This window comes from Chroococcidiopsis sp. CCALA 051 (genome assembly GCF_003015105.1).
Classification (GTDB): domain Bacteria; phylum Cyanobacteriota; class Cyanobacteriia; order Cyanobacteriales; family Chroococcidiopsidaceae; genus Chroococcidiopsis; species Chroococcidiopsis thermalis.
On record NZ_PYCI01000003.1, the window covers coordinates 70,449 to 93,668 of the forward strand.

The window sequence follows — 23,220 nt, forward strand, 5'->3', positions numbered from 1 at the left end:
AGATTGTCTCAGATTTAACTGATTTTATGGTAGTAGCTAAAAGCGGTATCTGTGCTAAAACTTACTTTTTTGACTTTTGACTTTTGACTTTCAACTTTTACCTTTCTTCGCTGGTGACGCAATTTCTCTAAGCGAATGCGCAGTGCTGAGATTGCTTCCTGAATTGGCACAAGTTGCCAGCGCTGCCTCCAGAATCCCTCTGTTTGCTGACGCTGTTCTACCTTTTCCCAAAGTAAACCGAATGTCTGAGGTTGAGCTAACTCTGACATTAACCACAACCAGTTCACACCTAAAGCATTTGCTAATAAAGCGATCGCATTATGAGTTGGCTGATAGTCACAAAGATAACTCCACCACAAAACTCTTAACTGATGTCGCCACTCAAATCGAGCTTCGACTTCAGCCGCCGACTCTACCAGAAATTGTTGCTGCGATCGCCCCATTTCCACCCATTTGCTCAGTTGGTTTGCCAATCCTACATCTGTGCGTCCTGTAGTCCGAGCTGACGTGAAGACGCGCACGCGGGTACTATGACGAAAACGGGCATTGACTCGCAATAGTGCTTGGTAGAACGCTACATCTTCAGGAGTGCGGACTGGTTGCATTCCTCCTGCTTGAGCGTACATCTCAACTGTGACAGCAAGGCTCGCCCCGTAGTGTTGAAAATGGCGGGGGATGAGATCGGTTGGATCGGAGTCTAGATAAGCTTCTAACTCGGCAATCAGAAAGCGATAACCGACTTCGCGCAGATGGCAGGCTCTTGTATAAGGATCTAAAGCCGTGCGACCCTCACGATCTGTAATAATTCGTCCGCCTACAGCATCAGCACCGTTGGCAATTTCGTCTAAGATAGCAGCGATCCAAGTCGGCGTAACTCGCGAATCCCCATCTGTAGAGGCAATGACTCGTCTTTTACCACCAATAGAACTCAGACGACGATAAGCTTCATCCATCAAGACTTGACGCACTCGACCGATGTAAGCCTCAGCCGCAGGGAAGGTTTTTTCATCTACGTGTAGAACCAGATCTGGATGAGTAGTCGCAAAATTACGGGCGATCGCAGCTGATTCATCACTGCAATTATTTGCTAGCAGCACGATCTCATAGCGATTGCGATCGAGCGACTTTCCAGTTAAATCGAGCTGATTGTACAAAGCCAAGAGCGTACTCTCTAAATTCTCGGCTTCATTACGCACGGGAACGATAACGCAAACTTCGCACTGAGGTAGTGGCGGAGTTGTAACTAAAGGCTGATGAAATCGCTCGAACAACCAACTTTGATAGGATGATGCTTCGCGATCGAGCCAATTCTTTTTGCCATGCTGAAAAACACGCCTCGGCGTGTCAGTCCAATTCATCACGATTTGTAAAACTTTGTTACTTGTTAATTTTGCTACTTGAATCAGGAAAATGAAATCTGTCCAGTGGTTGATTATCGCTATTAAAGTAACTCCTAAAATGGATATGACTTTAAAGTCACATAGGCTATTCAGTCGAAATCTGCTTGAAAAATGACGTAAAAGGAGATGGAGACAAAAGAGCTCGAATATAAGAGTTTCAAGTCTATGTGACCTTCAATACATAACTTAGTCTATCCAACTGAGGATAGGTAGCATGTTTTTCGTACTGATAAATTGAATTGCTAGATAAATATTTAAAGTGAATTAGGGCGTATCAATGGCATTATTGAGGAAAGAGTTACCACCCGACCGGAAGACCTCTGAAGAAGAACGTTTTCAAGATGACTATTATTCTTACTTTGAGGCTCCTGAAAATGCTACGCGGTATGCCCCTTCAGTTTGGTTTCTCAATGAAGCTTTTCAGCAACAGTCATTTTCCGTACTAGATTTAGGATGTGGCAATGCAGCTTTGAGTAAATATTTACCAGAGCGTTGTGAATATGTTGGAGTCGATCATAGTGAAGCAGCGATCGAACAATGTTTAAGCCTATATCCTAACAAGCAATTCATTGCCAAAGATTTATCAATATTACTACCGGAACTTGCTTCAGAAAATAAGAAGTTTGATGCAGTAGTACTAGCTGGGCTACTATTCCACAATGTTGATAAAGAAACTTTGGAGAAAAAAGACGATCGAGAACTGATTCAATTTTGTTTGAGTCAGTTGACAAGCGAAAAGGGATATTTGGTTATTATTGTGCCTTTTGCCTATGGCAATCATCCATCGCACAATCTGTTTGTTCGAGCCGAATGGTTGCAAAAGTTAGTAGAAGATATGCTGAATGCGGCAAAGGCAAAAATTGTCTACGAAAATATCTCTCTCCAAATCGGGTTGGATGAACGAGTTCGGCAGCAGAAGCAAATCCCTGACTGGTTTGTGCCAGATAGCAATGCAGATTATGCCAACAATTATGCTGGAACGTATATGGCGGCTTGGACGTTTATTGCTTCAGCTAATGGGTAATGGGTAATGGGTAATTGGTTATTTCAATACTCTATGTACGGGCGCACAGATGTGCGCCCCTACTCATTAAATAACCAATGGTAGATGTATCGTGCAGTAACGATGACTGAAGATTATTAGTAGTTATCTCAAGGATAAAGCAGATAAATGCACAGCGACATCGTAACCTCAAGCGCTGAGCCAAAGATTACGCCAACGCTAACAGCCACTCAATACTATGAACAGGCACAGCAGTTTATTCAACTGCTAGAAATGGAAGATCTAGATCGAAAGCTAACTGCACAGCCTCAAATTGCGACTGAGTTTGAAAAAGCGATCGCCACGGCAATTGAGGCGGCTTATTCGCAAGGATCTAGCGATGATGCAGCACATCTGTTTCTCCAGCGCGTACTTTATCGCATCAATCGGCTAAAACTATTTTGGTACGACGATTTGCGGCGCTATACTAACGAGCGATCGCCTTACTTGAGTCAGATCCGCGATCGAATTGAGGAAGTTTGGCAGCAGTGGGAACTGAGACAATTCGATCTCGCTGCGTTTCAAGGCATAGATATCAGACAAGCACTGCTCGATCGCGTTGCTGTCGATCTCGAACCACCATTGTCTGACGATGCTCGGTACTTTCGCGATCGCGTCGGTGAAGCAGGCTACCGTCGTCTGTTGGCGATCGCTTCTCTAGATGGATTAGTAGAAGCAAGCCAGCTATCCCGCACTCTGGGAGGCGTTGCGAATGAGGTACATTCTGTATTGACAAGATTGCTCGTAGAAGAATACGGTGGTGGTCGCTTGGCACGCAAGCACTCTTCCCACTTTACGACAATGCTTGAGGCACTGGGAATGCAAACTCAACCAGAGGCATATTTCGATCTCGTACCTTGGGAGATATTAGCAATTATCAATCATAGTTTCTTGCTTACCGAACGCAAGCGCTATTTTCTGCGTTACATCGGCGGATTGCTTTACGGAGAGCTTTCCGTACCAGCAGGATTTCGCAGCTATCGCGCTGCTGGCAAACGATTGGGACTATCAGCAAACGCCATGAGCTATTGGGATTTGCATATCAAGGTAGATGAATTGCACGGACGCTGGATGTTAGATGATGTTGCCTTACCACTCATATCTCAGTATCCTGATGATGCATGGGAAATGGTATTAGGCTACGACCAGCAAAAGTTTTTGAGCGATCGCGCAGGTGCAGCTGTAGCGCGATCGGTGCGGGAAGCAGAGCAAATGGGATGATAAAAAAGCCCCCCTTTTTAAGGGGGGTTGGGGGGATCTCCGAGATATCTTGACAATTACAAACAAGTTATCAACTGAGAAAATTCTGTAGATAAATCGACTTTGCAACTACGTTTTTTGGTAAATAAAACACCTGCTAAAAGATAGATATTTTCCGAACAAAACGCTCTGTTATCCTTTTGTAGCTCTTGAATTCTGTTTTTAACTTTTTGCTCGGAGCTATAATAGCCAAACTTTAGAGGCGAAATCATGAAATTGCTAACAGAGTATCCTTGGGCGATCGCATAGTTAATTAATCCAATAGGATTAGAATAACTAGAAATCATAACCAAGACGTTTTCGTAATTTAACGTCAACAGCTTTTGAGTAATTGTAATTCCTTCTAACCCGCCATGTAATAAAGGCTGCAAAAGTTTGTTATCCAGTGCTGGTAAATAAGGTGGGTTTGAAATCAAATATTTAGCCTGTGGTTTCGCGGCATCAAAAAAGCAGCGATTATCTATTTTATACTTGTCGCTGAGTTCGTATGCTTCAACCTTTGAATTTGCCTCTTGACAAGCTAAATTGTTTAACTCAAATCCATGTACAATTCCGTTGAAATTTGTTCTTAGTAGTGACTGAATTACAGGGCTACCATCGCCAGAACCAAATTCTATTATCGATTCTGAATTAGAACAATTATTTAAAACCAAAGTTTCTACACAATGTGAATAAAAATTAGACTCTTCTGGACAAAAGAAAATATGATTGAGGGCTTGGGGTGAGGTAAGCATGTAACTCTATACGACGATGACTATAAAAACAGTAATCTACGAACATTTTTATCAACATCCGTCTCAAGAGTCATAGCCCAGACTACTAATTTATTTTTAGATTGATTTTTTTAAGTATTATTTATCACAATTTTCTAAATCTAGAGGAATAAAATAAAGGGTGAATATCCCTGGGATCGCTAGCAAGCAGACCAAAATAAAAAACATGGGATAGCCTAAAACTTGTTGAAGATAGCCGCTGATGAATCCAGGTAACATCATTCCTAAAGCCATAATGCCTGTAGAAATAGCAAAATGAGAGGTTTTGTATTCTTCCTTGGCAATATAAATTAAATAAACGCTATAGGCTGCCATTCCCAATCCATAACCAAATTGTTCTATAGCTACTAATACATAAACTAATGTAATTGCAGGCTGAGTGTAAGCCATATAAACATAAAATAAGTTAGGTAAATTGAGAGCGATCGCCATCCACCAAATTATTTTTTTAAGCTCGAATTCAGCGATTAATATGCCACCAATTACCCCACCTAACACCAAAGCAAAAGTTCCGATAGTTCCGTAAGCTAATCCGACATCTGAAGTAGAAAGCCCTAGTCCTCCAACTGCGGTTTCATCCAACAAAAAAGGAGCAGATATTTTTACTAACATTCCCTCTCCAAATCTGTAAAAGAGAATAAAAGCCAGAACTGCCAGAATTTTTGATTGATTAAAGTAAGACCGAACAGTTTGAGTGTAAAAGCTAAAAATTGTCTTAACTGAGACTTTTTGCTCTATATCATTAGTAGGGATAGGTAAAAGAAACCAGTGAAAAATAACGAGCGCAGCAAAAATGACAGACGATAGCGCGATCGCGATCGTCCAACTTAAAGCAATATCTTCCAATTCCAGCTCTAATTGTCCTGCCAAAAAGACAACGATTCCAGCAGCAAAAATTGTGGCAAATCTGTAAAATGTCGAGCGAATACCAACAAAAAATGCTTGTGCATCTCGTTCGAGAGCTAACATATAAAAACCGTCAGCAGCAATATCATGTGTGGCTGAAATGAATGCTCCAATTCCTAAAATTAGTAGAGAAACTAAAAAGAAGTTGGAAACTTGAAACGAGTAAGCTAAACTTAATAAACAGATAGTCATACCCAATTGAGTGTAGATCGTCCACTTTCTTTTAGTGGCGTAACCATCTACAATTGGTCCCCAAAACATCTTTAATACCCAAGGCAAATATAAAAAACTCGTCCAAAAAGCAATCTGGGTATTATCTACACCTAATTGCTTGTAGAAAATTACAGAAACATTATTAATGATGACGTAAGGAACACCCTCGGCAAAATATAGTGTCGGGACAAATAGCCAAGGGGAAGACACTCGACTATGAAAACGGGAGTCGGGAGTCGGGAGTCGGGAGTTGGGGGAAGAAATTTTCATCCCTATAAGCAAGTCACAAGTTAAAAGTTATAAAGTCAAATCCTACAATTTCAATATTCCCACCAAATCTAAATCGGGACGACGCAATTCATCTGGCGCAGGCATTCGATCCAAGCGCATCAATTCTACAATTGCAGCAGCCTCCGTATCCCTTTGACTTGCCGCAGCAGCTAAAACGCGATCGCCCTGGACGTAAAATGCCAGAAACTCCCGTTGCTGTAAGTCACCCTGAAAGATAATTTCATCCCATTGTTCCGCGTGTCCGACATATCGTAAGGGAAACTGAAATTGCATCGTCCAAAAAATCGGTACGCCACGATACTTCACCTGCTGTCCTGCCATATTGTAAGCAGCAATGCGCCCGTGTTGTGCCGCAACCCGCCAATGTTCGATCCGCGTGGGTTCTCCCGTCCGCCAATCTGGATATCTGGCAATGTCACCCGCAGCATAAACGCCATCAGCAGCTTGCAAATACTCGTTGACTTGGACGCTTCCATCCTTCGGGTGTAACTCCAACCCTTGCAAAAATTCAGTTGCAGGTTGAACCCCAATTCCTACTACAACGAGATCGGCATCCAAGCGATCGCCATTATCTAACACTACGGCTTCAACTTTGCCATCGCCCTCAATCTGAGTCGCTTTTCTCCCCAGATGGAACTGTACGCCGTTTTCCTCATGAACTTGTTGAAATAGCTTGCCAATTTCCGCCCCTAGAATCTTCTCAAAAGGCAACGTAGAGGGGGATACTACCGTCACGTCTAAACCCCGCTGAGTTAATCCAGAAGCGGCTTCCATGCCAATAAAACTAGACCCGATAACGACAGCCCGTTTTGCATTACCTGCTGCCGCTAAAATGCGATCGGTATCGGCAAAGCTGCGGACGGTAAAGATATTTTGCAAGTCGCTACCAGGAACGTTAAGTTGGCGTGGCTTACCACCTGTGGCTAACAGTAAGGCATCATATTGCAGCGACTCGCCATCGGCAAATGAGATCGATTTACTACTAACATCAACTTGCACTACCTGTTTATTCAGCCAAACTTCAATGTGGCAATCTTGGTAAAATTGAGCCGATCGCAGTGGCATATCATCTTGAGTCACTTTACCCGTCAAGTAATCCTTACTCAACCAAGTGCGATCGTATGGTAATCGGTCATCCTGCGTCACCATCACGATTCGTCCCTGATAACCCGCCACTCTTAATGTCTCGGCGGCGTGCGCCCCTGCTGCCCCTGCACCTAAAATGACAAACGTGCGTTTATCTTCAGGGTTATACTCAGCCAGATTCGGCTGCCTGCGCCCAGCAGCATTTTCTGGAATACTAACAATAATGCGATCGCCTTCTATTTTGACTTCATATTTTTGTAGAGAATCTAAGCCTGGAGGTTCTTGCTGTTCGCCTGTCGTCAAATCGAAGTATGCATTGTGCCAGGGACAAACAACATGGTTGTCGCACAATACCCCTTCTGCTAGCGGTGCTTGGTAGTGGGTACAATATGCCCCCAGAGCGTAATACTTATCTGCTAGACGTACCAACAATACATCAGTCTCACCCACAGAGACTTGTCGCATTTCCCCATTTTGCAAATCGTTGATATTCGCAACGATGGCTTCCAACTGCGGCATGGTTACACAGAAATAGATGGAAATTACAGGAGCGATCGCATCCCTACCGTAGGTTATCGAGCGATTGACCTGCCTTCACACCCCCTAGAGAAGGAAATCATGTAGAGACGTTACATGTAACGTCTCTACACGTTTAATTCCTTTTTTGTGCTTTCCAAGTGCCACCATAGCGGTAAAAAGGGTTATCTTGACTCACGATAGCCCAACAACTCTCGCAAACGAAAACCCAAGTTGCCGACTCGTCGTATTGTATCCGAAACAAAATCGGTGCGGGTTGCCCACACCGATCGCAGAATTTTATCCGAAGCTTGCGCCCCATATTCCCCGTTTTACTTCCTGTAACCATTAAGCATAAGCTGATGCTTGTGGTTTGGCGAAGATCATTCTTCCCGCCGAGGTTTGTAAAGCACTCGTGACAACAACGCGCAATTCGCCACCAATATAGCTACTACCATCCTCGACAACTACCATCGTCCCGTCCTCTAGGTAGCCTATACCTTGACTTGGTTCTTTGCCTTCCTTGAGAATCTTTAAGTCGATGTTGTCTCCTGGCAAATAACTCGGACGCAGGGATTGTACTAAATCATTGAGATTTAACACGGGTATTTTCTGTAAACTCGCTACCTGAGACAAGTTGTAGTCGTTGGTCAAAAGAGTACCGTTGATCTCCTGCACGAACCGTACTAACTTAGCATCTACTGTAGGCACATCTTCGTAGTCAGTCGAATGGATGGCAATGCGTTCTGGATAACTTGCTTGGATGCGGTTGAGAATCTCTAACCCCCTCCTACCCCGCAATCGTTTGAGGTCTTTTGCCCCATCTGCTAGTTGTTGTAATTCTTGAATGACGAACTGTGGAACGAGAATTTGCCCTTCTAAAAATCCGGTAGCTAACAGCGTTTCGATTCGACCGTCGATAATACAACTCGTATCCAAAACCTTAGTTGCCGCAGGTTTTAGCGTTCCCTCTGCGACTAACATCGTCTCAACTGAATTGGGATTGATCAACCGTAAGAACGTCCGTCCGTGGATGTCAGCCAGATTAATCCCTGTAAAAGCGAAAAGGACGCTACCCAAAACCGCTACTAGGGGCTTGATAAAGCTAAAATCTTGGGGAATCGGTAGTAGAAAGAGGGGGGCTAGCATTAAGTTGGCGATTAATAGCCCCAGCACCATGCCAATTGCGCGTGTTAATAAAACGTCAACTGGCATCTCTCGAACTTTGGTTTCGAGACGGCGATAGGTTGTTTGAAAACTCAGTCCGACTCCACCACCAATCATCGCCGCAAAAACAGCGATGACTAATCGTAGCGCATCGAGATTGGTAACTTGCCGCTGCACGGTTTCTGGCAACAGCTCTATGCTGTAGAAGCCGATTCCGGCTCCTGCTATGATGAATGTAATAATTATGATTGCGTCCAGCATTGGTTAAGTCCAATTGAATTGGGGTTAAACTCCATTGCTTGGATTCCCCTGTCTGGGTTGGTATGAGAATCAGCAATTTATCGATACTGGCTCTATGATATAACCTTGAGGTTATGAGGTGCTGTCCGATCGCGACGGTTAATACTACTCTTAACAAGAAGATTGTTAAAAAATAGTTTGTTTAGCAGGAGACAGGAGACAAGGAAGACAGGAGACAGAATGGAGCGAAAATGTAGTTCGAGTCTATTTTTTTCTGTGTCAATATCTGTGGTTCTCTTCCTTTTGGCAGAATTTTTTTTAGATTACCGAGCTTTAAATCTATAACTATAGTTTTTAAATTCATTCTTCATATCTCCCTTCTCTCCGATTTTCTATTCTCTTTTGTAAACATTTATTGACAAATTTCAAGTTATCGATTCCTACTGGCAGTCTCAAGCGTAAACTTACCGATATTTTAGGTCAATCTGAGTAACAGAAACAGGAATTCTTAGATATCCCTAAAGACAAGATTCTAGCTGCGATTCGAGTTCTTTTACCCTAAAAACTATAGAGATTTAGTATATGGAGCTACCCATTTTTGGTATGATTCTTACTAGCGAAGTCAACTAGTAAAGCAAAAAGACACTATCAAAATCAAAAGAATTTATTCATTTCTGTTGTTTTGCGATCGCAACTTTTTACCGTGACTACCAGATTAAATCTGACTCCACGAAACTTAACTTTAGAATTAGCGCATTCAGGTATTCCCAGTGCAGCCTACATACATATCCCATTCTGTCGGCGGCGCTGCTACTATTGCGATTTTCCAATTTCCGTTGTGGGGGATCGCTTGCGGGGTGAGACATCTGGTACGATTTCTCATTACGTGCAGATTTTGTCTGAGGAGATTGCAGCGACACCAGCTTTAGGAAAATCTTTAGAAACAATTTTTTTTGGTGGTGGTACGCCTTCATTATTATCAAGCAGTCAGCTAGGGCAAATTTTAGCAAGGCTCGAACGTCAATTTGGGATCTCTCCTCAAGCAGAAATTTCAATGGAGATCGATCCAGGTACGTTTACCCTCGCCCAACTCCAAGCATACTTATCGGCTGGGGTAAATCGCTTCAGTCTGGGCGTACAAGCATTTCAGTCAGAATTGTTGCAAGCTTGCGGGCGATCGCACGATGTAAATGATATTTGGCAAGCTATAGAATTATTTCGTCAAGCTCAAGTACAAAATTTCAGCCTCGATTTGATTTCTGGATTGCCGCGTCAAACTCTAGCACAGTGGCAAGAATCGTTAGAAAAAGCAGTAGCGATCGCACCCAATCATATTTCAATTTACGACTTGACCATTGAGCCGGGAACAGTTTTCGGACGCTACTATCAATCGGGGGCAAGTCCATTGCCTTCAGACGAACTGACAGTGCAAATGTATTGTCTTGCCCAGCAAACTCTGACAAAGGCTGGATACGAACACTACGAAATTTCTAACTACGCCCAGCCGAATTATCAATGTCGTCACAATCGAACTTATTGGGAAAACCGCCCCTACTACGGTTTTGGTATGGGTGCAGCCAGCTACACCAACAATCAAAGATTTACCCGTCCTCGTAAAACTAAAGAATACTCTGACTGGGTAAAAGATTTTATTGCCGCTGGAGGAGTGTTAGATTGTCCTCAAACTCCACCGGAGGAAGTTTTACTAGATATTCTAATGTTGGGCTTAAGGTTGAAAGAGGGAGTCAGTTTATCTGCATTATCTCAATTTGGAGATGACAAGATACAACAAATTTGGACTTGCTTGCAACCGTATCAACAACAAGGCTGGATAGCAATGACAGGGGCGATCGCCCAACCTTTTTATGCCAAAGGCTGGAACAAAGTCATTGGCAACATGTTTTACGGCGAGAACCTCGTAGGCGATTGGCGGTTACGGTTAACCGATCCGCAAGGATTTCTATTTTCCAACGTTGTTTTAGCAGATTTATTTGAGAAGTTGGAATGAGTTAATGGTTGTTGGTTGTTGGTAACTGGTCACTGGTCACTGGTCGCTGATTTACCAGTCACTCCTTTGCGGCGCGGGACGACGACTGGGTTTTTTTTCTGGTAAGACAACACTCACATCTCTAGCCGGACAGCCAACCGCTACAGCTAAGTTGATTTTTTGATTGGCAGCTTCGTTATCTACAAAAATATATGCCAAGTCAACATTCGCGCCGTTGACTCTCACCTCCCAGAAATCTTGACTGCCTGTCGTTGCAGCTGCTAAATCTTGGATCGCGATTTGGTTGGGAATGCGATCGCCACAAGGTTCGCATAACTGATATATAGTTTGACCGACTTGCAATCTAGAAACTGCTGCTAAAGCTTGTTCTTTACTAACGTAAGCGCATTGATCTGCCCATGCTTCGGTAGCAAATCCCAAACAAACGCACAAAGATACAAAAATTGGATGCGATCGCCACTTTTTTCTCACTGTCTTGCTCTAAATAGAGGTAGCTTATTTTAACTATTGCGGGGAATTTTTAGAGCGAATTAGGTGTGAAATTACGATTTCCTCTCTACCCACAATTGCTGTGAGGTAGACATACAGATGATCCCGTGGATAGATGGCTCTACACGTTAGTAAGACTTAAATTAGAATCCTAGACTTGTAGTGAACTTTACCAAAAAAACAAGCCCAGTTTGGTTGTTCGCATTCCGTTTTTCATGGTATGTAAAAATTAACCATGCTAAGTACTAATACTTGCGCTGGCTGGAAAATTCATCATTTCATACCACTTTTTTCTATCTTACTACTCAGCGATCGCAATTAACTATGAAAATTGCTCAAGTTGCGCCTTTGTGGGAGAGAGTACCACCGCTTACCTACGGGGGTACAGAATTAGTTGTGAGTCAGTTGACTGACGAATTAGTACGTCGCGGTCATGAGGTAACATTATTTGCTTCTGGCGACTCTCAAACTTTGGCTTGCTTAGAAGCAGTATGTCCTCGTGCTATCCGTTTAGATCCAGAAATCAAAGACTATACAGTCTATGAGATGTTGGAAATCAGTCAAGTTTATGAAAGAGCGGCAGAATTCGATCTGATCCACTCTCACATAGGCTTGGCAGTGTTGGCAATTGCTTCCCGAGTCAAAACACCAACTATCCACACGCTACACGGTAACTTTACGCCAGAAAATAGCAAACTCTTTCAGCTATATCACAAACAACCATATATCAGTATTAGCAATGCCCAAAGGCAATTAGATCTCAATTATTTGCGAACTGTATATAACGGGATTGATGTCGAAAAGTATTCTTTCTTTGCCCAACCCCAAGAACCATCTTATCTTGCTTTTCTAGGGCGACTGTCACCAGAAAAAGGACCGCACCACGCGATCGCAGTTGCTAAGCAGACAGGTTTACCGCTGAAGATTGCAGGCAAAATTGATGCTAGCGATCGCTCCTTTTTTGAACGAGAAATTGCGCCACAAATTGATGGTAAGCATATTGAATATATTGGAGAAGTTAATCGCGCTCAAAAAATCGAATTACTTGGCAATGCATCTGTAACTCTATTTCCGATTACCTGGGACGAACCATTTGGCTTAGTTATGGTAGAGTCGATGGCAACAGGCACGCCAGTCATTGGTTTGAATAGAGGTTCTGTACCAGAGGTGATTGCTCCTGGGAAGTCTGGATTTATTTGTAACACTATTGAAGAAATGGTTGCTGCCATACCTCAAGCTTTAGAACTCAACCGCCAGACTTGCCGAGAATATGTAGAGCAGCACTTTGGGATCGCCCAAATGGTAGATGGTTACGAAGCAGCTTATCAAGAATTACTCACTAACCGCATTGCTCAAAATGGGCGCATTCTCTCTCAGAATCTTGCTCTTTCATAAATATTTTTCTTTTTGATCCGGAGATAACCAAGTATGAATAGGAAAACTCAAGCTTGTCCGTGTTGCGATAATACTTTACTACGGCACATCCGATATGGAAAAGTTTACTGGTTTTGCACTCACTGTCGGCAAGAAATCCCCATTTTGGGGGTCGAACGAACTCCCGTAGAAACTAATATTTCTGAGAAGGTAGAAGTGATGAGTTAGAGTCAGAAGACGAGGCGGACAAGGAAGCAGGGGAGTAGAGGGGCAACTACCAACTACCAATTACCAATTACCCACTCCCGACTCCCGTACGGGCGGGTTTCCAAACCCGCCCCTACCGATTCCCGACTCTTTGATACAATCAACCGCAGAAGTTACAAACAAGAAAAAATGCTAGCTGCGGTGCTATATGGTCGAGAAGACTTGCGTTTAGAACAAGTCGCCGAACCTAACCCAGAAACGGGAGAGGTCATATTAGAAGTCACAGCAGCAACAACCTGCGGGACAGACCTCAAGGTATGGCGACGGGGCGGACATGCCAAAATGCTCAAACCACCAACTTTGTTCGGACATGAGGCAGCTGGACGAATTGTCGAGGTAGGTGCAGAGGTCAAGAATTGGCAAGTGGGCGATCGCGTTGTTACGAATAATTCCGCCCCATGCATGAAATGCTTTTTCTGTCAACGACAAGAATATTCCCTGTGTCTCAACTTAACTTGGAATAACGGTACATTTGCGCAATACCTGAAAATTCCCGCCCCAATTGTCCAACACAATCTTCTAGCAATTCCTCCTACCTTACCGGATGAATTAGCGGCGCTGACAGAACCTTTGGCTTGCGTGCTGCACGGAATTGCTAGGTCGAACGTAAAAACAGGCGATCGCGTCGTCGTGTTGGGTGATGGAGCGATTGGGTTAATGTTTGTTGCAGTCTTAGCCCAGCAATCGGTACAGGTAATGTTGTTTGGCGGACGCGATCGCCGATTGCAAATCGGGGAAAAATTCGGTGCAGCCCAAACTTACAACTACCGTCAACTAGCAGATGTTCCCGCCGTAGTCAAAGCACAAACAGATGGATGGGGCGCAGATGTCGTTATAGAAGCTACCGGAATCCCCAGCGTTTGGGAAACTGCGATCGCCTGCGCGAGACCTGGGGCGACAGTCAATCTTTTCGGGGGTTGTCCCAGAGATACCACAATTACCGTAGATACGGAACAACTGCACTACAGCGAACTTACACTTAAAGGCGTATTTCACAACACACCAAAATACGTCCGCGCCGCCTTAGCCCTACTCGCCAGTCGAGAAATTCCCTTCGAGTTACTCATTAGCGATCGCCGTCCGCTACAAGACCTAGAACAAGTATTTCACGATATGCAGCAACGGCAAGTTATCAAAGTTGCAATTTATCCTAAGTGAGTCGTGAGCGGCTAGTGGCTGATGGAACCAGTGGCTTGACTCCTTTCTAGCCACCAGCCACGAGTCACTAGTCACTGATAACTAACAACTGATTTTGGGCATCCTAAGAAATAGGAATCAAGTTCTTGCGATCGCCTAAAATGTCACTCCCACTGCTTTTCGCTCAAGCATCAGTTAAGCCAAAATCTATAAAAACTCAAGCTATATCACCTCCACCTGCTGAGTTTCCCGTTCTTTGGGCATCTGCTTCTGGCGGACTTTTCATCTTACTAGTCGGTTTAGCTATTTATGGCAAGCTGAAATTCCAGCAGCTAGAAAAAAAAGTGAGAATGGAACAATTCCGCACTCAAGAGACACAAAAACAATTAAAGCTAGCTCTAGAAACTATTCGGAGAATTGAGGAAAACCCAGATTTAATTAATTCTCGCGAACTCAATCTCGATTATTTACGAATGCGGATGGCGGAAGAGGTGTTCCATTTTGCCATCATCAGTCAAATTAAAGCCAAGATCAAAGATAAAATCTCTCAAGCCCTGCGTCCCGCTAATAACAATGCAGGAGTTGTAGGAATTGCTGGTAGTAGTGGGGGAAAGCAAGTCGATGAGATTGTCGAAGTGGAATATGAAACTGGAGCCACAATTCAAAAAAATAAATGCGTTTTATTTCGCGTGCAAATTCGCTTAGCAAAATTACCAATTCAAACAACTTCTGCCACAGTTAAAGATATTATTGATTGTATTGAAACTTATCTCAGCCCTGCTGAAGACCACGACAACTGGCAACCGACCATTCAAGGAAGATTGGTATATATCCACTGGGATCAAAAAGCAAAACCTACGCCTTTACTATTAATGGAGCAATCTAACGAAGGAGTTAACGTAAGTTTTCGCACCCAGCGATCGACCAAGAGTAAAGATTTATTCACCCATCGAATCTAAAAACTGTAGGGCGGGCAACGCCCACCTTATTTGTATTGCCACGAATTCAATTCGCCCTAACACAAAAGGCAACAGAGTCTATCTGTTGCCTTTTTTACTCACAAACTATAGCTAAATCCAACTAACGCATAGCAGGAACTTTATCTAATTCCGACTTCTTACCATCTGCTTGCAGTGCTTCACCTTCAATGAAGGAACGTAGCATCCAAGCCATTTCTTCGTGACCTTCCATCAAACCAGTCAAGAAGTCAGCCGTACCTTCGTCATGAAACTCTTCAGAACATTTGTCGATATGTTCGCGCAGATTACGAATGATTAGCTCATGATCGTCTACCAACTGAGCTACCATTTCAGTTGCTAGGGGTACATTATCAGCTTGCTCTTGGATAGAAGCATACTCTACAAAGCCTTTTGCTGTACCTACAGGAAAGCCACCTAAGGCACGAACTCGTTCAGCCACAGAATCAATGGTTTCGGTTAAGGTTTGATATTGTTCTTCCCATAATTCATGCAGAGAACGGAACTGTGGACCAACAACATCCCAATGGAATTTTTTAGTTTTGATCAGTAGCAAATAGGAATTCGCTAGATCTTTGTTCAACAATTCGATTACGCCTGTGCGTTGTTCTTCAGATAAACCGATGTTTAGCTTACGCATAATGTATTATTGTCTGCTCTCTTACTCCTCTTCTAGTGCAACAAATTAACCCCAGTCTGGGCATCAGCCATAGGGGAGATTATGTAATCGTCCTTCTGATAAGGCTTTGAGCTACTTAGGAACAGTTATCAGTTATCAGTTGTCAGTAAGAGCGTGAAGAAAGGGTGTAGTAAGTGGCTAGTGACTAGTGGCTAGTGGCTATAGTTTCTCCCTTGTCTCCCTTGTCTCCCTTGTCTCCCTTGTCCCCCTTGTCCCCCTTGTCTCCCTTGTCTCCCTTGTCTCCCTTGTCTCCCTTGTCCCCCTTGCCCCTCACTCACTCCTTACATTGGGTTGACCTTGGCTCGATAGAGCAGCTTTTCACCTTGGCGATAGCCCGTGTAACGCACGATGACTGTTTCACCTGACTGGGCGCTACCTGATAGTAGTTGATGTAGTTGGGGATCGTATTTTACTTCAGCCCCAACAGGCGCGATCGCTTCTACATCCCATTGTTGCAATAATTGCTCGATTGGTTTTACCAATGGTAACAGTTTGACTGCTGCTAAATCTGGGTTTTCCTTAGCTTTTTGAGCGGCTGTGGGCCATTGCAACAACCAAGATTCGATCGCCTGTAAACTGGCTAATTGAAATTCTTTTCTAAGTTCCTGTTTTTGTTTGGCTAGTTCTGCTTGCAAGCGATCGTATTCTCTTTTTAATTCGGCAATTGGTGGTGAATTCTCATTGGGTGCTACTTTAACATTAGGCGCGATCGCCGAGAAAGTAGCAATTAGCTCCCACAATGATACCCCTAACGCTTGACTGAGCTTGAGTAAAACATCTACCCGCATTTGCTCGATCTCTCCCCGCCGCAGCTTGCGAATTTGTTTTTCAGATACCCTTGCTTGTTGGGAAAGTGTCTTATAACTGGAAACACCCATCCGCTGCATCATTTGCTGCAACGCATGGGTGTAATCTTGACTTGACGAGAGTTGATGTTGAATCAATTTTGAGCAATGGGTAAGCGATCGGCTATATGCGATTATGCCACTCATGGCTCCCGTACGGGCGGATTTAATTGCAGAATTATTGACTCTAGTACAGGGGTCTCCAAAAAAACCCGCCCCTACAAATTATTTAACGGCAACTGGCTGTTTCATGGCAGCTCCATCTTGTTCTGTCAACCGTCCAGTTGGTTGCAAATGTGCTTCTAGGAACCACAACCGCATATCGATAGTACGGGAGACTTCTACGTACATATCGTTGGTGTCTGCGTCGTTGACTTCCCCAGTTTTATCGATCGCTTCTCGTAGGTGCTTGCCATAGATTGCTAAGCGGTCTGCTAAAGCTGCAACGTGATCTTCTCCACTGTTGATCTCGTAAGGATACTCTGGCAATATCGAAAACTGGGCAGCAGCGCGAGTTGTTCCTACTGCATAGCCACCAAGAGCTGTAATCCTTTCGGCAAACAGGTCGATATATCCTTCAACCTCAGTAGCAATCTCATCAAATAATTCGTGCAGTTGAAAGAAATCTGTCCCCTTCACGTTCCAGTGTGCCTGCTTCAACTGAGTTTTCAAATCGGTGGTAGCAGCCAGGGTTTGATTAAGTAGCTCTACCACTTGCAAGCGAGTGTCGGTCGGAAGATCGATGCGAGTGGGGTATAAGCGACGTTGATGTTGTTGATAATTGGTACTCATATGCCTCTACTCAGTGGTTTACTCGATTTTCTTAGCTTAGAGCGATATTGCTCTAGGAAGGTACTTCACAATTCAATTTTTAATTTCTCGTTCAGCATTTAGCGATCGGGAGTATTTCACTAACTACTCTTCACTGCTCTCTGCTCCCTACTCCCTGCTCCCTTACTAAGCCATGTGCATCTTCAGAACTGCACGGGGAGCCTTGCGCACTCTGGCAAGGATTGTTTCTTTCCCCAAACGCTGACAAGCTTCGTAGCGATGGCAGCCAGAGAAACCGTAGTATTGTCCTTCCACTTCCAGTACGTCAATTGGCTCTTGCTGTCCGATCTCTTGAATTGACTCCATCAGTGCTTTAACCTTCTGCTGGTCGTTCTCCCGTGGCAAAGGTCGCCGAATCTGATTCAAGGGAATCTCTTGTACTTTTGTCATGTCTATCGCTTTGCATCACCTCTTCCTAAATCATACTCGTTATGACTTTATTATGCAACATATATTTGCACTTCTGCTGCAACTTAACTAAAGAGAGATAAATTTGATGGAGAAACTAGGTTAGCCTTATCAGACATCGCACCTACACGTTTATACCAATGGAAAGAAATATTTTTAAGTCAAAAGTTAAAAGTCAAAGGTCAAAAGTCAAAGGTCAAAAGTTGAAAGTTAAAAGAATATATTCAAGTTCTCCCTCAGCTCCCTCAGCTCTCTTCTACGGCGTACTGACGATCGCCTGCTGGCTGGGATTGGCTACTGCAACTTTGGCAGCGCGGGGTGAGGAGACACAACTCAAAGTTGGCGTGGTGCAGCGCTTTGGAGATGAACTGACAGATGAATTGACGCTGCAAGCAACACCAGGCGATCGCCTCCAGCTCAAATTTAGCAGCCGAACTCAAACTCAAAATAAAACAGTGCGACCGCAGGAAACTCAGCTCAGCACCAACAATGTCAAATTAGTAGTGCAGATGCAAACTTTAGTAACACCCGTATTGCAAGAGCGGGTAGTTCTTAGCACTCATCGTAGCTTTGAGACTGCGGAAGATGCGGCAAAGCAATGGCGTGCCTTAGGGATTGAGACAGAAATTGCTCAGCCGGAACAATGGCAAGTGTGGGCAAAACGCCAAGTTTACAACACACCGTTTCTGCGTCGCATGTTGCTCAGTAGCGTTCAACTTCAAGGTAAGAAAACTGCACATTTAGACAGCCGCATTTTGCAGCAAGTGCCGATTGTAAGTTGGGAAGTCAACGGTAATCGTTATAGTAGCGATCGCCTGGAAGTGAGTGCGAATAAAAATTTAATCCAAGTTCGCCAAGGCAAAGAAGACAAATATGGAATTCCCTTTGCCGGAAAATTGCAACTGCAACCGAATGCCTACGGGACTTATACCTTAGTCAACGACGTGCCTCTTGAAACCTATTTACGGGGAGTCGTACCCCACGAAATTGGCAGAAATGTACCTTACGCCGCGATCGAAGCGCAAACCATTATTGCTCGAACGTATGCCTTACGGAATTTGCGCCGTTTTGCGATCGACGGGTACGAACTGAGCGCCGATACTCATTGTCAAGTTTATGTGGGCTTAAAAGATACCGATCGTAATGCAGACAGAGCAATTTTAGCAACTAGAAATAAGGTGCTAACTTATAACAACGAGTTAGTTGACGCACTCTATTCTTCTACAACAGGTGGAGTAACGGCTGTTTTTAGCGATGTTTGGAATGGCTCAGATAAACCTTATCTAAAATCTTTGGTAGATTCCGCGTACAGCGTTTGGAATTTATCGCGTCAGAGCCTTGCCGATGAAAACAACTTTCAACGTTTTATCAACATGCAGCGAGGATTCAACGAAGCGGGAACGCGGCTGTTTCGCTGGCGCAGAGAAAGCAGTATCGAGCAACTTACCCAAGACTTGCAGAAATTTTTAACCAAGAATCGCAGTCCGCTGGCTAACTTCAGCAGCATTCAGCAAATACAAGTGGCGCAGCGATCGCCTGGAGGTAGAATTATCAAACTCGCCGTCCAAACCGATCGCGGTAATATTTTTCTAGAAAAAGATGAAATTCGCAGTGCTTTTTCTGCACCGAGAAGCACTCTATTTTATTTAGAACCCTTACACGACCAAACCAAAGGAGAAAATGCCCTCCAAGGCTATGCTTTTGTCGGTGGTGGCTTAGGACATGGAGTTGGTCTTAGCCAAACAGGTGCAAGTGGTTTGGCTAAACAGGGGTGGAAGAGCGATCGCATCCTCAACTTTTACTATCCTGGGACACAAATTAGGGAGTGGAGAATAGAGTAAGGGCAAGGCATTGCCTTGCCCTTACAAACTTAGTAAAGTTCTTCTTCTTTGTGTGTTTCAATCGTACAGTCAGAAGTAGGATACGCTACGCAGGTTAGTACGTAGCCGCCTTCGATCTGATCGTCATCCAAGAAAGATTGGTCGGACTGGTCTACAGTTCCAGAGACCATTTTGCCCGCACAGGTAGAGCAAGCACCAGCACGACAGGAATATGGTAAATCTAACCCAGCTTCTTCAGCTGCGTCCAGAATATAGGTATCGTCATCCACATCAATCGTGGTATTTAGCCCTTCTGCCTCGTTGATTAATGTGACTTTGTAAGTTGCCATTTAGTTGTCCTCTTTATAGACGGCAGGATAAAATAAGGTATCCCTGTCCTCTCAACGAGTCGCCCTCCAAATTGGCGATCGCGGGAGGAAGATCGCAGCTCTTTAGTCTGAGCGTGGGCGGACAGAAAGTCGAGACGAAACGTCTCCTTCTATCACTTTTCAGCAACCATGCGTTGGTCGCTCCCATGCCCTAAGAGATCGCGTTCGCGACCTGAAATTTGGCACGACCGCACCTGCTCCTCACCAAGGCAAGGAACTCGTTGAATATCCCAAAATCTAGCTTTGGGATGCGTCAAACAGTACGGGTTGCTGCTAAACAGCTTTGCCGCGTTTATTCGATCACATCTCTGATACTACGAGAAAAATTCTCGCTTGTAACGCCGATCCAAGCCTGATTAGTAAAGGAATTTAGTTGTTGCAAACTAATAAGTAATGCTTATAAATAAAGACGACTCATTCCTAAATATATAAAGCACTCTTATAGTTAATATTTTTTTAATAATCAATTCTGTATCAGTTAACAGGGAGTAGGGAGTAGGGAGTAGGGAGTAGAGGAAAGAGAGCAGAGGGGCTTTAGGTGTATAGGGACAGAGGAGAAATTACTAATAACTGGTCGCCGATCGCTGACTCACCACTCACTACTGACTAATAAGTGTCAGAAAACGTGTATGTTGATGTTAGGTGAAGTAAAGAAATCGTAATGATAGTTCATGGGTAGCATTTGGGAGATAGATTTCTACTCCCGTCCAATCTTGGATGAGAACCAAAAGAAAGTTTGGGAGGTTGTGGTGTGCGAGAGTCCTTTGGATACGCGCACCAATCCCACTCGCCTGTTTCGGTATGCCCAGTATTGTCCCAGCACCCAAGTGAATTCTGCTTGGTTGCGGACGGCATTACAAGAGGCAATGGCAAAAGCTGGAACTGCACCTACGAAGTTTCGCTTTTTCCGTCGCCAGATGAATAATATGATTACCAAAGCTTGTAAAGATTTGGGCATTCCAGCCCAACCAAGTCGCCGCACTCTGGCGCTACTACAATTGCTAAAAGAACGGATGGATGAAGTTTATCCGCAAGAGCCGGGATATCAACCTACACCAAATCCATCTGTCAAGATGGAATCATCTCCACCACAGCGCTTACCAGATGCGCTAACCGGACAGCAGTGGGCGTTTGTGAATCTGGAAGCAACGGCTTTGGCTGATATGGATGAGTGGGAAATTGCTTTTGGAGAGGCATTTCCTTTACAGATGGTGGGTTTATCACCAGAAACAACAATTCCAGGGCTGTTGATTTTCTCAGAAAGAGCCTTACCGCTAGCGGGATGGATGTCTGGACTCGAATTAGCTTTTATCAGGGTGGAAACTAGTCCAGTAGCACGATTGCTGCTAGAAACTGGTGCTAGCGAGAGTTGGATCTTGGCTAATCTTAAGAATCCGCAAACTGTAGCAGAAGCTCAAGCTTTTGTCAGCGCTAAGCAACAAGCTAATGGCGTACATTTTATTGCCGTGCAGTCTAACCCACAAACCGAGTCGTTCGCCGGTTTTTGGCTGTTACAAGAAGTCTCTATACCGTAATTGAGGGGACAAGGGAGACAAGGGAGACAAGGGAGACAAGGGAGACAAGGGAGACAAGGGAGACAAGGGAGAGAATACCACCAACTCCACACCCTACACCCTACACCCCACACCCCTTCCAGAGCGCACCACTCACCACGTACCACTCTCTTTCCCGACTCCCGACTCCCGACTCCCGACTCCCTAGAATTATGAATTACGAATTACAAAAAGATAACTTAGCAGAACGACTGTTGGAGCTAGCTGCTAAATGTGGGGCAGAGGCAGCGGAAGTGTATCAGGCGCGATCTCAATCTCGACCTGTCTTTTTTGAAGCTAACCGCCTCAAGCAACTAGAAAGCGCCCAGACAGAGGGGACAGCTTTGCGCTTGTGGCGCGATGGTCGTCCAGGGCTAGCAGTTGCTTACGGTTCTGTATCACCTGAGGCGCTAGTCGGTTCAGCCCTTGCTCTGAGCGAACTCAACGAACCCGAACCGATCGAACTTGGTAGTCACTCCCAGACGATCTATCCCAATGTAGGGCAACCGATCGCAGTCGAACAGCTGATCGATTGGGGAAAAGAGGCGATCGCCCAAATCCGCGATGCTTTTCCTGAAGTCATGGTGAGTGCTGAGTGGGATTGTGAAATGGAGACAACCCGCTTGGTCAATTCCCTGGGGCTAGATTGCCACTACACCGATACGACACTCAGTTGTTACTTATCAGCAGAGTGGGTACGAGGTGACGATTTTTTAAGCGTATCTGACGGACAAACTCAGCGCGATCGCCTCCAACCAGAGGAAGTAGTCCGACAAATCTTACAACGGCTGGCTTGGGCAAAGGCAAATGTTGCGCCCTCCACAGGGCGTATTCCAGTTTTATTTACCTCCAAGGCGGCTGATATGTTATGGGGAACGATACAAGCGGCTTTGAATGGTAAGCGAGTCCTAGAAACAGCTTCCCCTTGGGCAGAACGCCTTGGTCAGTCCGTGATGGCTAAAGCTTTGACGATATATCAAGACCCAGAAGCAGGACCATTTAGCTGTCCGTTTGACGATGAAGGGACTCCTACCCAACACCGCGTATTCGTTCAAAATGGAGTTCTACAAAATTTTTATTGCGATCGCACCACAGGTAGACAGTTAGGCACTACTACCACCGGAAACGGTTTTCGCCCAGGCTTAGGTAGCTATCCGACACCTGGATTATTTAATTTATTAATAGAACCTGGTACGAAACCTTTGTCAGATTTGATTAACTTATTAGACGACGGACTGATTGTAGATCAAATGTTAGGTGGTGGCGGTAGTATTTCGGGTGATTTTTCAATCAATATCGATCTCGGCTATCGAGTCAAAAACGGTCAAATTATCGGTCGCGTCAAAGACACGATGGTTGCAGGTAACATCTACAGCGCCGTCAAACAGCTAGTTGCCCTCGGTAGCGATGCCGATTGGAACGGTTCGTGTTACACTCCATCCCTGATTTTAGAAGGGTTGTCAGTGACGGGAAGGGGTTGACAGTGACCAGTGACCAGATCGGCTAATATTCACAAATGACAAATGACAAATGACCGCTTATGCGTATC

At 44.5% G+C, this 23,220-nt stretch carries 24 protein-coding genes; 11 read left to right on the plus strand and 13 right to left on the minus strand.

Features of this window, described 5'->3' with window-relative positions; all coding sequences use genetic code 11:
• Positions 1-14 precede the first annotated feature (14 nt).
• On the minus strand, positions 15-1,358 hold the full coding sequence (locus C7Y66_RS01295) for a glycosyltransferase family 2 protein (protein WP_106544187.1): 1,344 nt from the start codon (positions 1,356-1,358) through the stop codon (positions 15-17).
• Positions 1,359-1,677: 319 nt separating this feature from the next.
• Between C7Y66_RS01295 and C7Y66_RS01300 the strand changes: the two genes are divergently transcribed.
• Both C7Y66_RS01300 and C7Y66_RS01305 read left to right on the plus strand, forming a co-directional pair.
• Positions 1,678-2,424, plus strand: a complete 747-nt coding sequence (locus tag C7Y66_RS01300; RefSeq protein ID WP_015154871.1) for a trans-aconitate 2-methyltransferase — start codon at positions 1,678-1,680, stop codon at positions 2,422-2,424.
• Positions 2,425-2,571: 147 nt separating this feature from the next.
• Positions 2,572-3,663: an iron-containing redox enzyme family protein gene (locus C7Y66_RS01305; RefSeq protein WP_106544188.1), complete on the plus strand. Its 1,092-nt coding sequence runs from the start codon at positions 2,572-2,574 to the stop codon at positions 3,661-3,663.
• A 56-nt stretch (positions 3,664-3,719) separates the two neighbouring features.
• Here the strand turns inward: C7Y66_RS01305 and C7Y66_RS01310 are convergent, their stop codons facing one another.
• From C7Y66_RS01310 to C7Y66_RS01330, 4 genes are all read right to left on the minus strand, one after another.
• Complete coding sequence (locus tag C7Y66_RS01310) at positions 3,720-4,436, minus strand: SAM-dependent methyltransferase (RefSeq protein WP_106544189.1); 717 nt, start codon at positions 4,434-4,436, stop codon at positions 3,720-3,722.
• Between the two features lie 117 nt (positions 4,437-4,553).
• The gene (locus C7Y66_RS01315) at positions 4,554-5,864 is read right to left on the minus strand and encodes an MFS transporter (protein ID WP_106544190.1); all 1,311 of its coding nucleotides are present in this window, start codon (positions 5,862-5,864) and stop codon (positions 4,554-4,556) included.
• A 42-nt stretch (positions 5,865-5,906) separates the two neighbouring features.
• Entirely contained in the window at positions 5,907-7,490 is a 1,584-nt protein-coding gene (locus C7Y66_RS01320; protein ID WP_106544191.1) for an apoptosis inducing factor family protein, read from the minus strand.
• Positions 7,491-7,835: 345 nt separating this feature from the next.
• Complete coding sequence (locus tag C7Y66_RS01330) at positions 7,836-8,915, minus strand: PIN/TRAM domain-containing protein (RefSeq protein WP_015154876.1); 1,080 nt, start codon at positions 8,913-8,915, stop codon at positions 7,836-7,838.
• Positions 8,916-9,597: 682 nt separating this feature from the next.
• On the opposite strand from C7Y66_RS01330, the gene hemW reads away from it, so the two are divergent.
• A complete protein-coding gene (gene hemW, locus C7Y66_RS01335; RefSeq protein ID WP_106544192.1) occupies positions 9,598-10,902 on the plus strand; it encodes a radical SAM family heme chaperone HemW in 1,305 nt (434 codons plus the stop codon).
• Between the two features lie 51 nt (positions 10,903-10,953).
• Here hemW and C7Y66_RS01340 read toward each other — a convergent pair whose 3' ends face one another.
• Positions 10,954-11,373 carry a hypothetical protein gene (locus tag C7Y66_RS01340; RefSeq protein WP_199197183.1) on the minus strand — a complete coding sequence of 140 codons (420 nt, stop codon included), beginning with the start codon at positions 11,371-11,373 and terminating at the stop codon, positions 10,954-10,956.
• Between the two features lie 342 nt (positions 11,374-11,715).
• Here C7Y66_RS01340 and C7Y66_RS01345 point away from each other — a divergent pair, with 342 nt between their 5' ends.
• From C7Y66_RS01345 to C7Y66_RS01355, 4 genes are all read left to right on the plus strand, one after another.
• Positions 11,716-12,786 (plus strand): glycosyltransferase family 4 protein, encoded by a 1,071-nt coding sequence (locus C7Y66_RS01345; RefSeq protein WP_106544193.1) that lies wholly within the window; start codon positions 11,716-11,718, stop codon positions 12,784-12,786.
• Between the two features lie 33 nt (positions 12,787-12,819).
• A complete protein-coding gene (locus C7Y66_RS31540) occupies positions 12,820-12,993 on the plus strand; it encodes a hypothetical protein (RefSeq protein ID WP_199197184.1) in 174 nt (57 codons plus the stop codon).
• 168 nt (positions 12,994-13,161) lie between these two features.
• Positions 13,162-14,190: a zinc-binding dehydrogenase gene (locus C7Y66_RS01350; protein ID WP_106544194.1), complete on the plus strand. Its 1,029-nt coding sequence runs from the start codon at positions 13,162-13,164 to the stop codon at positions 14,188-14,190.
• 140 nt (positions 14,191-14,330) lie between these two features.
• Entirely contained in the window at positions 14,331-15,128 is a 798-nt protein-coding gene (locus C7Y66_RS01355; protein WP_106544195.1) for a hypothetical protein, read from the plus strand.
• A gap of 121 nt (positions 15,129-15,249) precedes the next feature.
• On the opposite strand, the gene C7Y66_RS01360 is transcribed toward C7Y66_RS01355, so the two are convergent.
• The 5 genes from C7Y66_RS01360 to C7Y66_RS01380 form a co-directional block, all read right to left on the minus strand.
• Positions 15,250-15,786: a Dps family protein gene (locus tag C7Y66_RS01360; RefSeq protein ID WP_015154884.1), complete on the minus strand. Its 537-nt coding sequence runs from the start codon at positions 15,784-15,786 to the stop codon at positions 15,250-15,252.
• 184 nt (positions 15,787-15,970) lie between these two features.
• Positions 15,971-16,099, minus strand: coding sequence for a hypothetical protein (locus C7Y66_RS32775; protein WP_106544196.1), 129 nt, complete (start codon positions 16,097-16,099; stop codon positions 15,971-15,973).
• A 7-nt stretch (positions 16,100-16,106) separates the two neighbouring features.
• Positions 16,107-16,817, minus strand: coding sequence for a helix-turn-helix domain-containing protein (locus C7Y66_RS01370; RefSeq protein ID WP_199197185.1), 711 nt, complete (start codon positions 16,815-16,817; stop codon positions 16,107-16,109).
• 78 nt (positions 16,818-16,895) lie between these two features.
• Positions 16,896-17,462, minus strand: coding sequence for a DNA starvation/stationary phase protection protein Dps (gene dps / locus C7Y66_RS01375; protein WP_015154886.1), 567 nt, complete (start codon positions 17,460-17,462; stop codon positions 16,896-16,898).
• A 165-nt stretch (positions 17,463-17,627) separates the two neighbouring features.
• Positions 17,628-17,891, minus strand: coding sequence for a ParB N-terminal domain-containing protein (locus C7Y66_RS01380; RefSeq protein WP_015154887.1), 264 nt, complete (start codon positions 17,889-17,891; stop codon positions 17,628-17,630).
• Positions 17,892-18,049: 158 nt separating this feature from the next.
• Here C7Y66_RS01380 and C7Y66_RS01385 point away from each other — a divergent pair, with 158 nt between their 5' ends.
• Complete coding sequence (locus C7Y66_RS01385; RefSeq protein ID WP_106544198.1) at positions 18,050-19,750, plus strand: SpoIID/LytB domain-containing protein; 1,701 nt, start codon at positions 18,050-18,052, stop codon at positions 19,748-19,750.
• Between the two features lie 29 nt (positions 19,751-19,779).
• Here the strand turns inward: C7Y66_RS01385 and C7Y66_RS01390 are convergent, their stop codons facing one another.
• Together C7Y66_RS01390 and C7Y66_RS30830 are read right to left on the minus strand one after the other, a co-directional pair.
• Positions 19,780-20,079 (minus strand): ferredoxin, encoded by a 300-nt coding sequence (locus C7Y66_RS01390; RefSeq protein ID WP_015154889.1) that lies wholly within the window; start codon positions 20,077-20,079, stop codon positions 19,780-19,782.
• A 152-nt stretch (positions 20,080-20,231) separates the two neighbouring features.
• Positions 20,232-20,375, minus strand: coding sequence for a hypothetical protein (locus C7Y66_RS30830; protein WP_158265845.1), 144 nt, complete (start codon positions 20,373-20,375; stop codon positions 20,232-20,234).
• A 414-nt stretch (positions 20,376-20,789) separates the two neighbouring features.
• Here C7Y66_RS30830 and C7Y66_RS01395 point away from each other — a divergent pair, with 414 nt between their 5' ends.
• The 3 genes from C7Y66_RS01395 to C7Y66_RS01400 are packed head-to-tail and all read left to right on the plus strand — an operon-like array spanning position 20,790 to position 23,152.
• Positions 20,790-21,653, plus strand: a complete 864-nt coding sequence (locus tag C7Y66_RS01395) for a Tab2/Atab2 family RNA-binding protein (protein ID WP_106544199.1) — start codon at positions 20,790-20,792, stop codon at positions 21,651-21,653.
• The gene (locus C7Y66_RS31545) at positions 21,654-21,848 is read left to right on the plus strand and encodes a hypothetical protein (protein ID WP_181246458.1); all 195 of its coding nucleotides are present in this window, start codon (positions 21,654-21,656) and stop codon (positions 21,846-21,848) included.
• Positions 21,845-23,152 (plus strand): TldD/PmbA family protein, encoded by a 1,308-nt coding sequence (locus C7Y66_RS01400; protein WP_199197186.1) that lies wholly within the window; start codon positions 21,845-21,847, stop codon positions 23,150-23,152. Before C7Y66_RS31545 ends, C7Y66_RS01400 begins: the two co-directional genes overlap by 4 nt.
• The last annotated feature ends 68 nt before the right edge of the window (positions 23,153-23,220 follow it).

Bases quoted from the DNA above. Each gene is read 5' to 3' on its own strand.
- C7Y66_RS01295 (WP_106544187.1), bottom strand. From the start codon at position 1,358: ATGAATTGGACTGACACGCCGAGGCGTGTTTTTCAGCATGGCAAAAAG.
- C7Y66_RS01300 (WP_015154871.1), top strand. From the start codon at position 1,678: ATGGCATTATTGAGGAAAGAGTTACCACCCGACCGGAAGACCTCTGAA.
- C7Y66_RS01305 (WP_106544188.1), top strand. From the start codon at position 2,572: ATGCACAGCGACATCGTAACCTCAAGCGCTGAGCCAAAGATTACGCCA.
- C7Y66_RS01310 (WP_106544189.1), bottom strand. From the start codon at position 4,436: ATGCTTACCTCACCCCAAGCCCTCAATCATATTTTCTTTTGTCCAGAA.
- C7Y66_RS01315 (WP_106544190.1), bottom strand. From the start codon at position 5,864: ATGAAAATTTCTTCCCCCAACTCCCGACTCCCGACTCCCGACTCCCGT.
- C7Y66_RS01320 (WP_106544191.1), bottom strand. From the start codon at position 7,490: ATGCCGCAGTTGGAAGCCATCGTTGCGAATATCAACGATTTGCAAAAT.
- C7Y66_RS01330 (WP_015154876.1), bottom strand. From the start codon at position 8,915: ATGCTGGACGCAATCATAATTATTACATTCATCATAGCAGGAGCCGGA.
- C7Y66_RS01345 (WP_106544193.1), top strand. From the start codon at position 11,716: ATGAAAATTGCTCAAGTTGCGCCTTTGTGGGAGAGAGTACCACCGCTT.
- C7Y66_RS31540 (WP_199197184.1), top strand. From the start codon at position 12,820: ATGAATAGGAAAACTCAAGCTTGTCCGTGTTGCGATAATACTTTACTA.
- C7Y66_RS01350 (WP_106544194.1), top strand. From the start codon at position 13,162: ATGCTAGCTGCGGTGCTATATGGTCGAGAAGACTTGCGTTTAGAACAA.
- C7Y66_RS01355 (WP_106544195.1), top strand. From the start codon at position 14,331: ATGTCACTCCCACTGCTTTTCGCTCAAGCATCAGTTAAGCCAAAATCT.
- C7Y66_RS01360 (WP_015154884.1), bottom strand. From the start codon at position 15,786: ATGCGTAAGCTAAACATCGGTTTATCTGAAGAACAACGCACAGGCGTA.
- C7Y66_RS01370 (WP_199197185.1), bottom strand. From the start codon at position 16,817: ATGAGTGGCATAATCGCATATAGCCGATCGCTTACCCATTGCTCAAAA.
- dps (WP_015154886.1), bottom strand. From the start codon at position 17,462: ATGAGTACCAATTATCAACAACATCAACGTCGCTTATACCCCACTCGC.
- C7Y66_RS01380 (WP_015154887.1), bottom strand. From the start codon at position 17,891: ATGACAAAAGTACAAGAGATTCCCTTGAATCAGATTCGGCGACCTTTG.
- C7Y66_RS01385 (WP_106544198.1), top strand. From the start codon at position 18,050: ATGGAAAGAAATATTTTTAAGTCAAAAGTTAAAAGTCAAAGGTCAAAA.
- C7Y66_RS01390 (WP_015154889.1), bottom strand. From the start codon at position 20,079: ATGGCAACTTACAAAGTCACATTAATCAACGAGGCAGAAGGGCTAAAT.
- C7Y66_RS01395 (WP_106544199.1), top strand. From the start codon at position 20,790: ATGGGTAGCATTTGGGAGATAGATTTCTACTCCCGTCCAATCTTGGAT.
- C7Y66_RS01400 (WP_199197186.1), top strand. From the start codon at position 21,845: ATGAATTACGAATTACAAAAAGATAACTTAGCAGAACGACTGTTGGAG.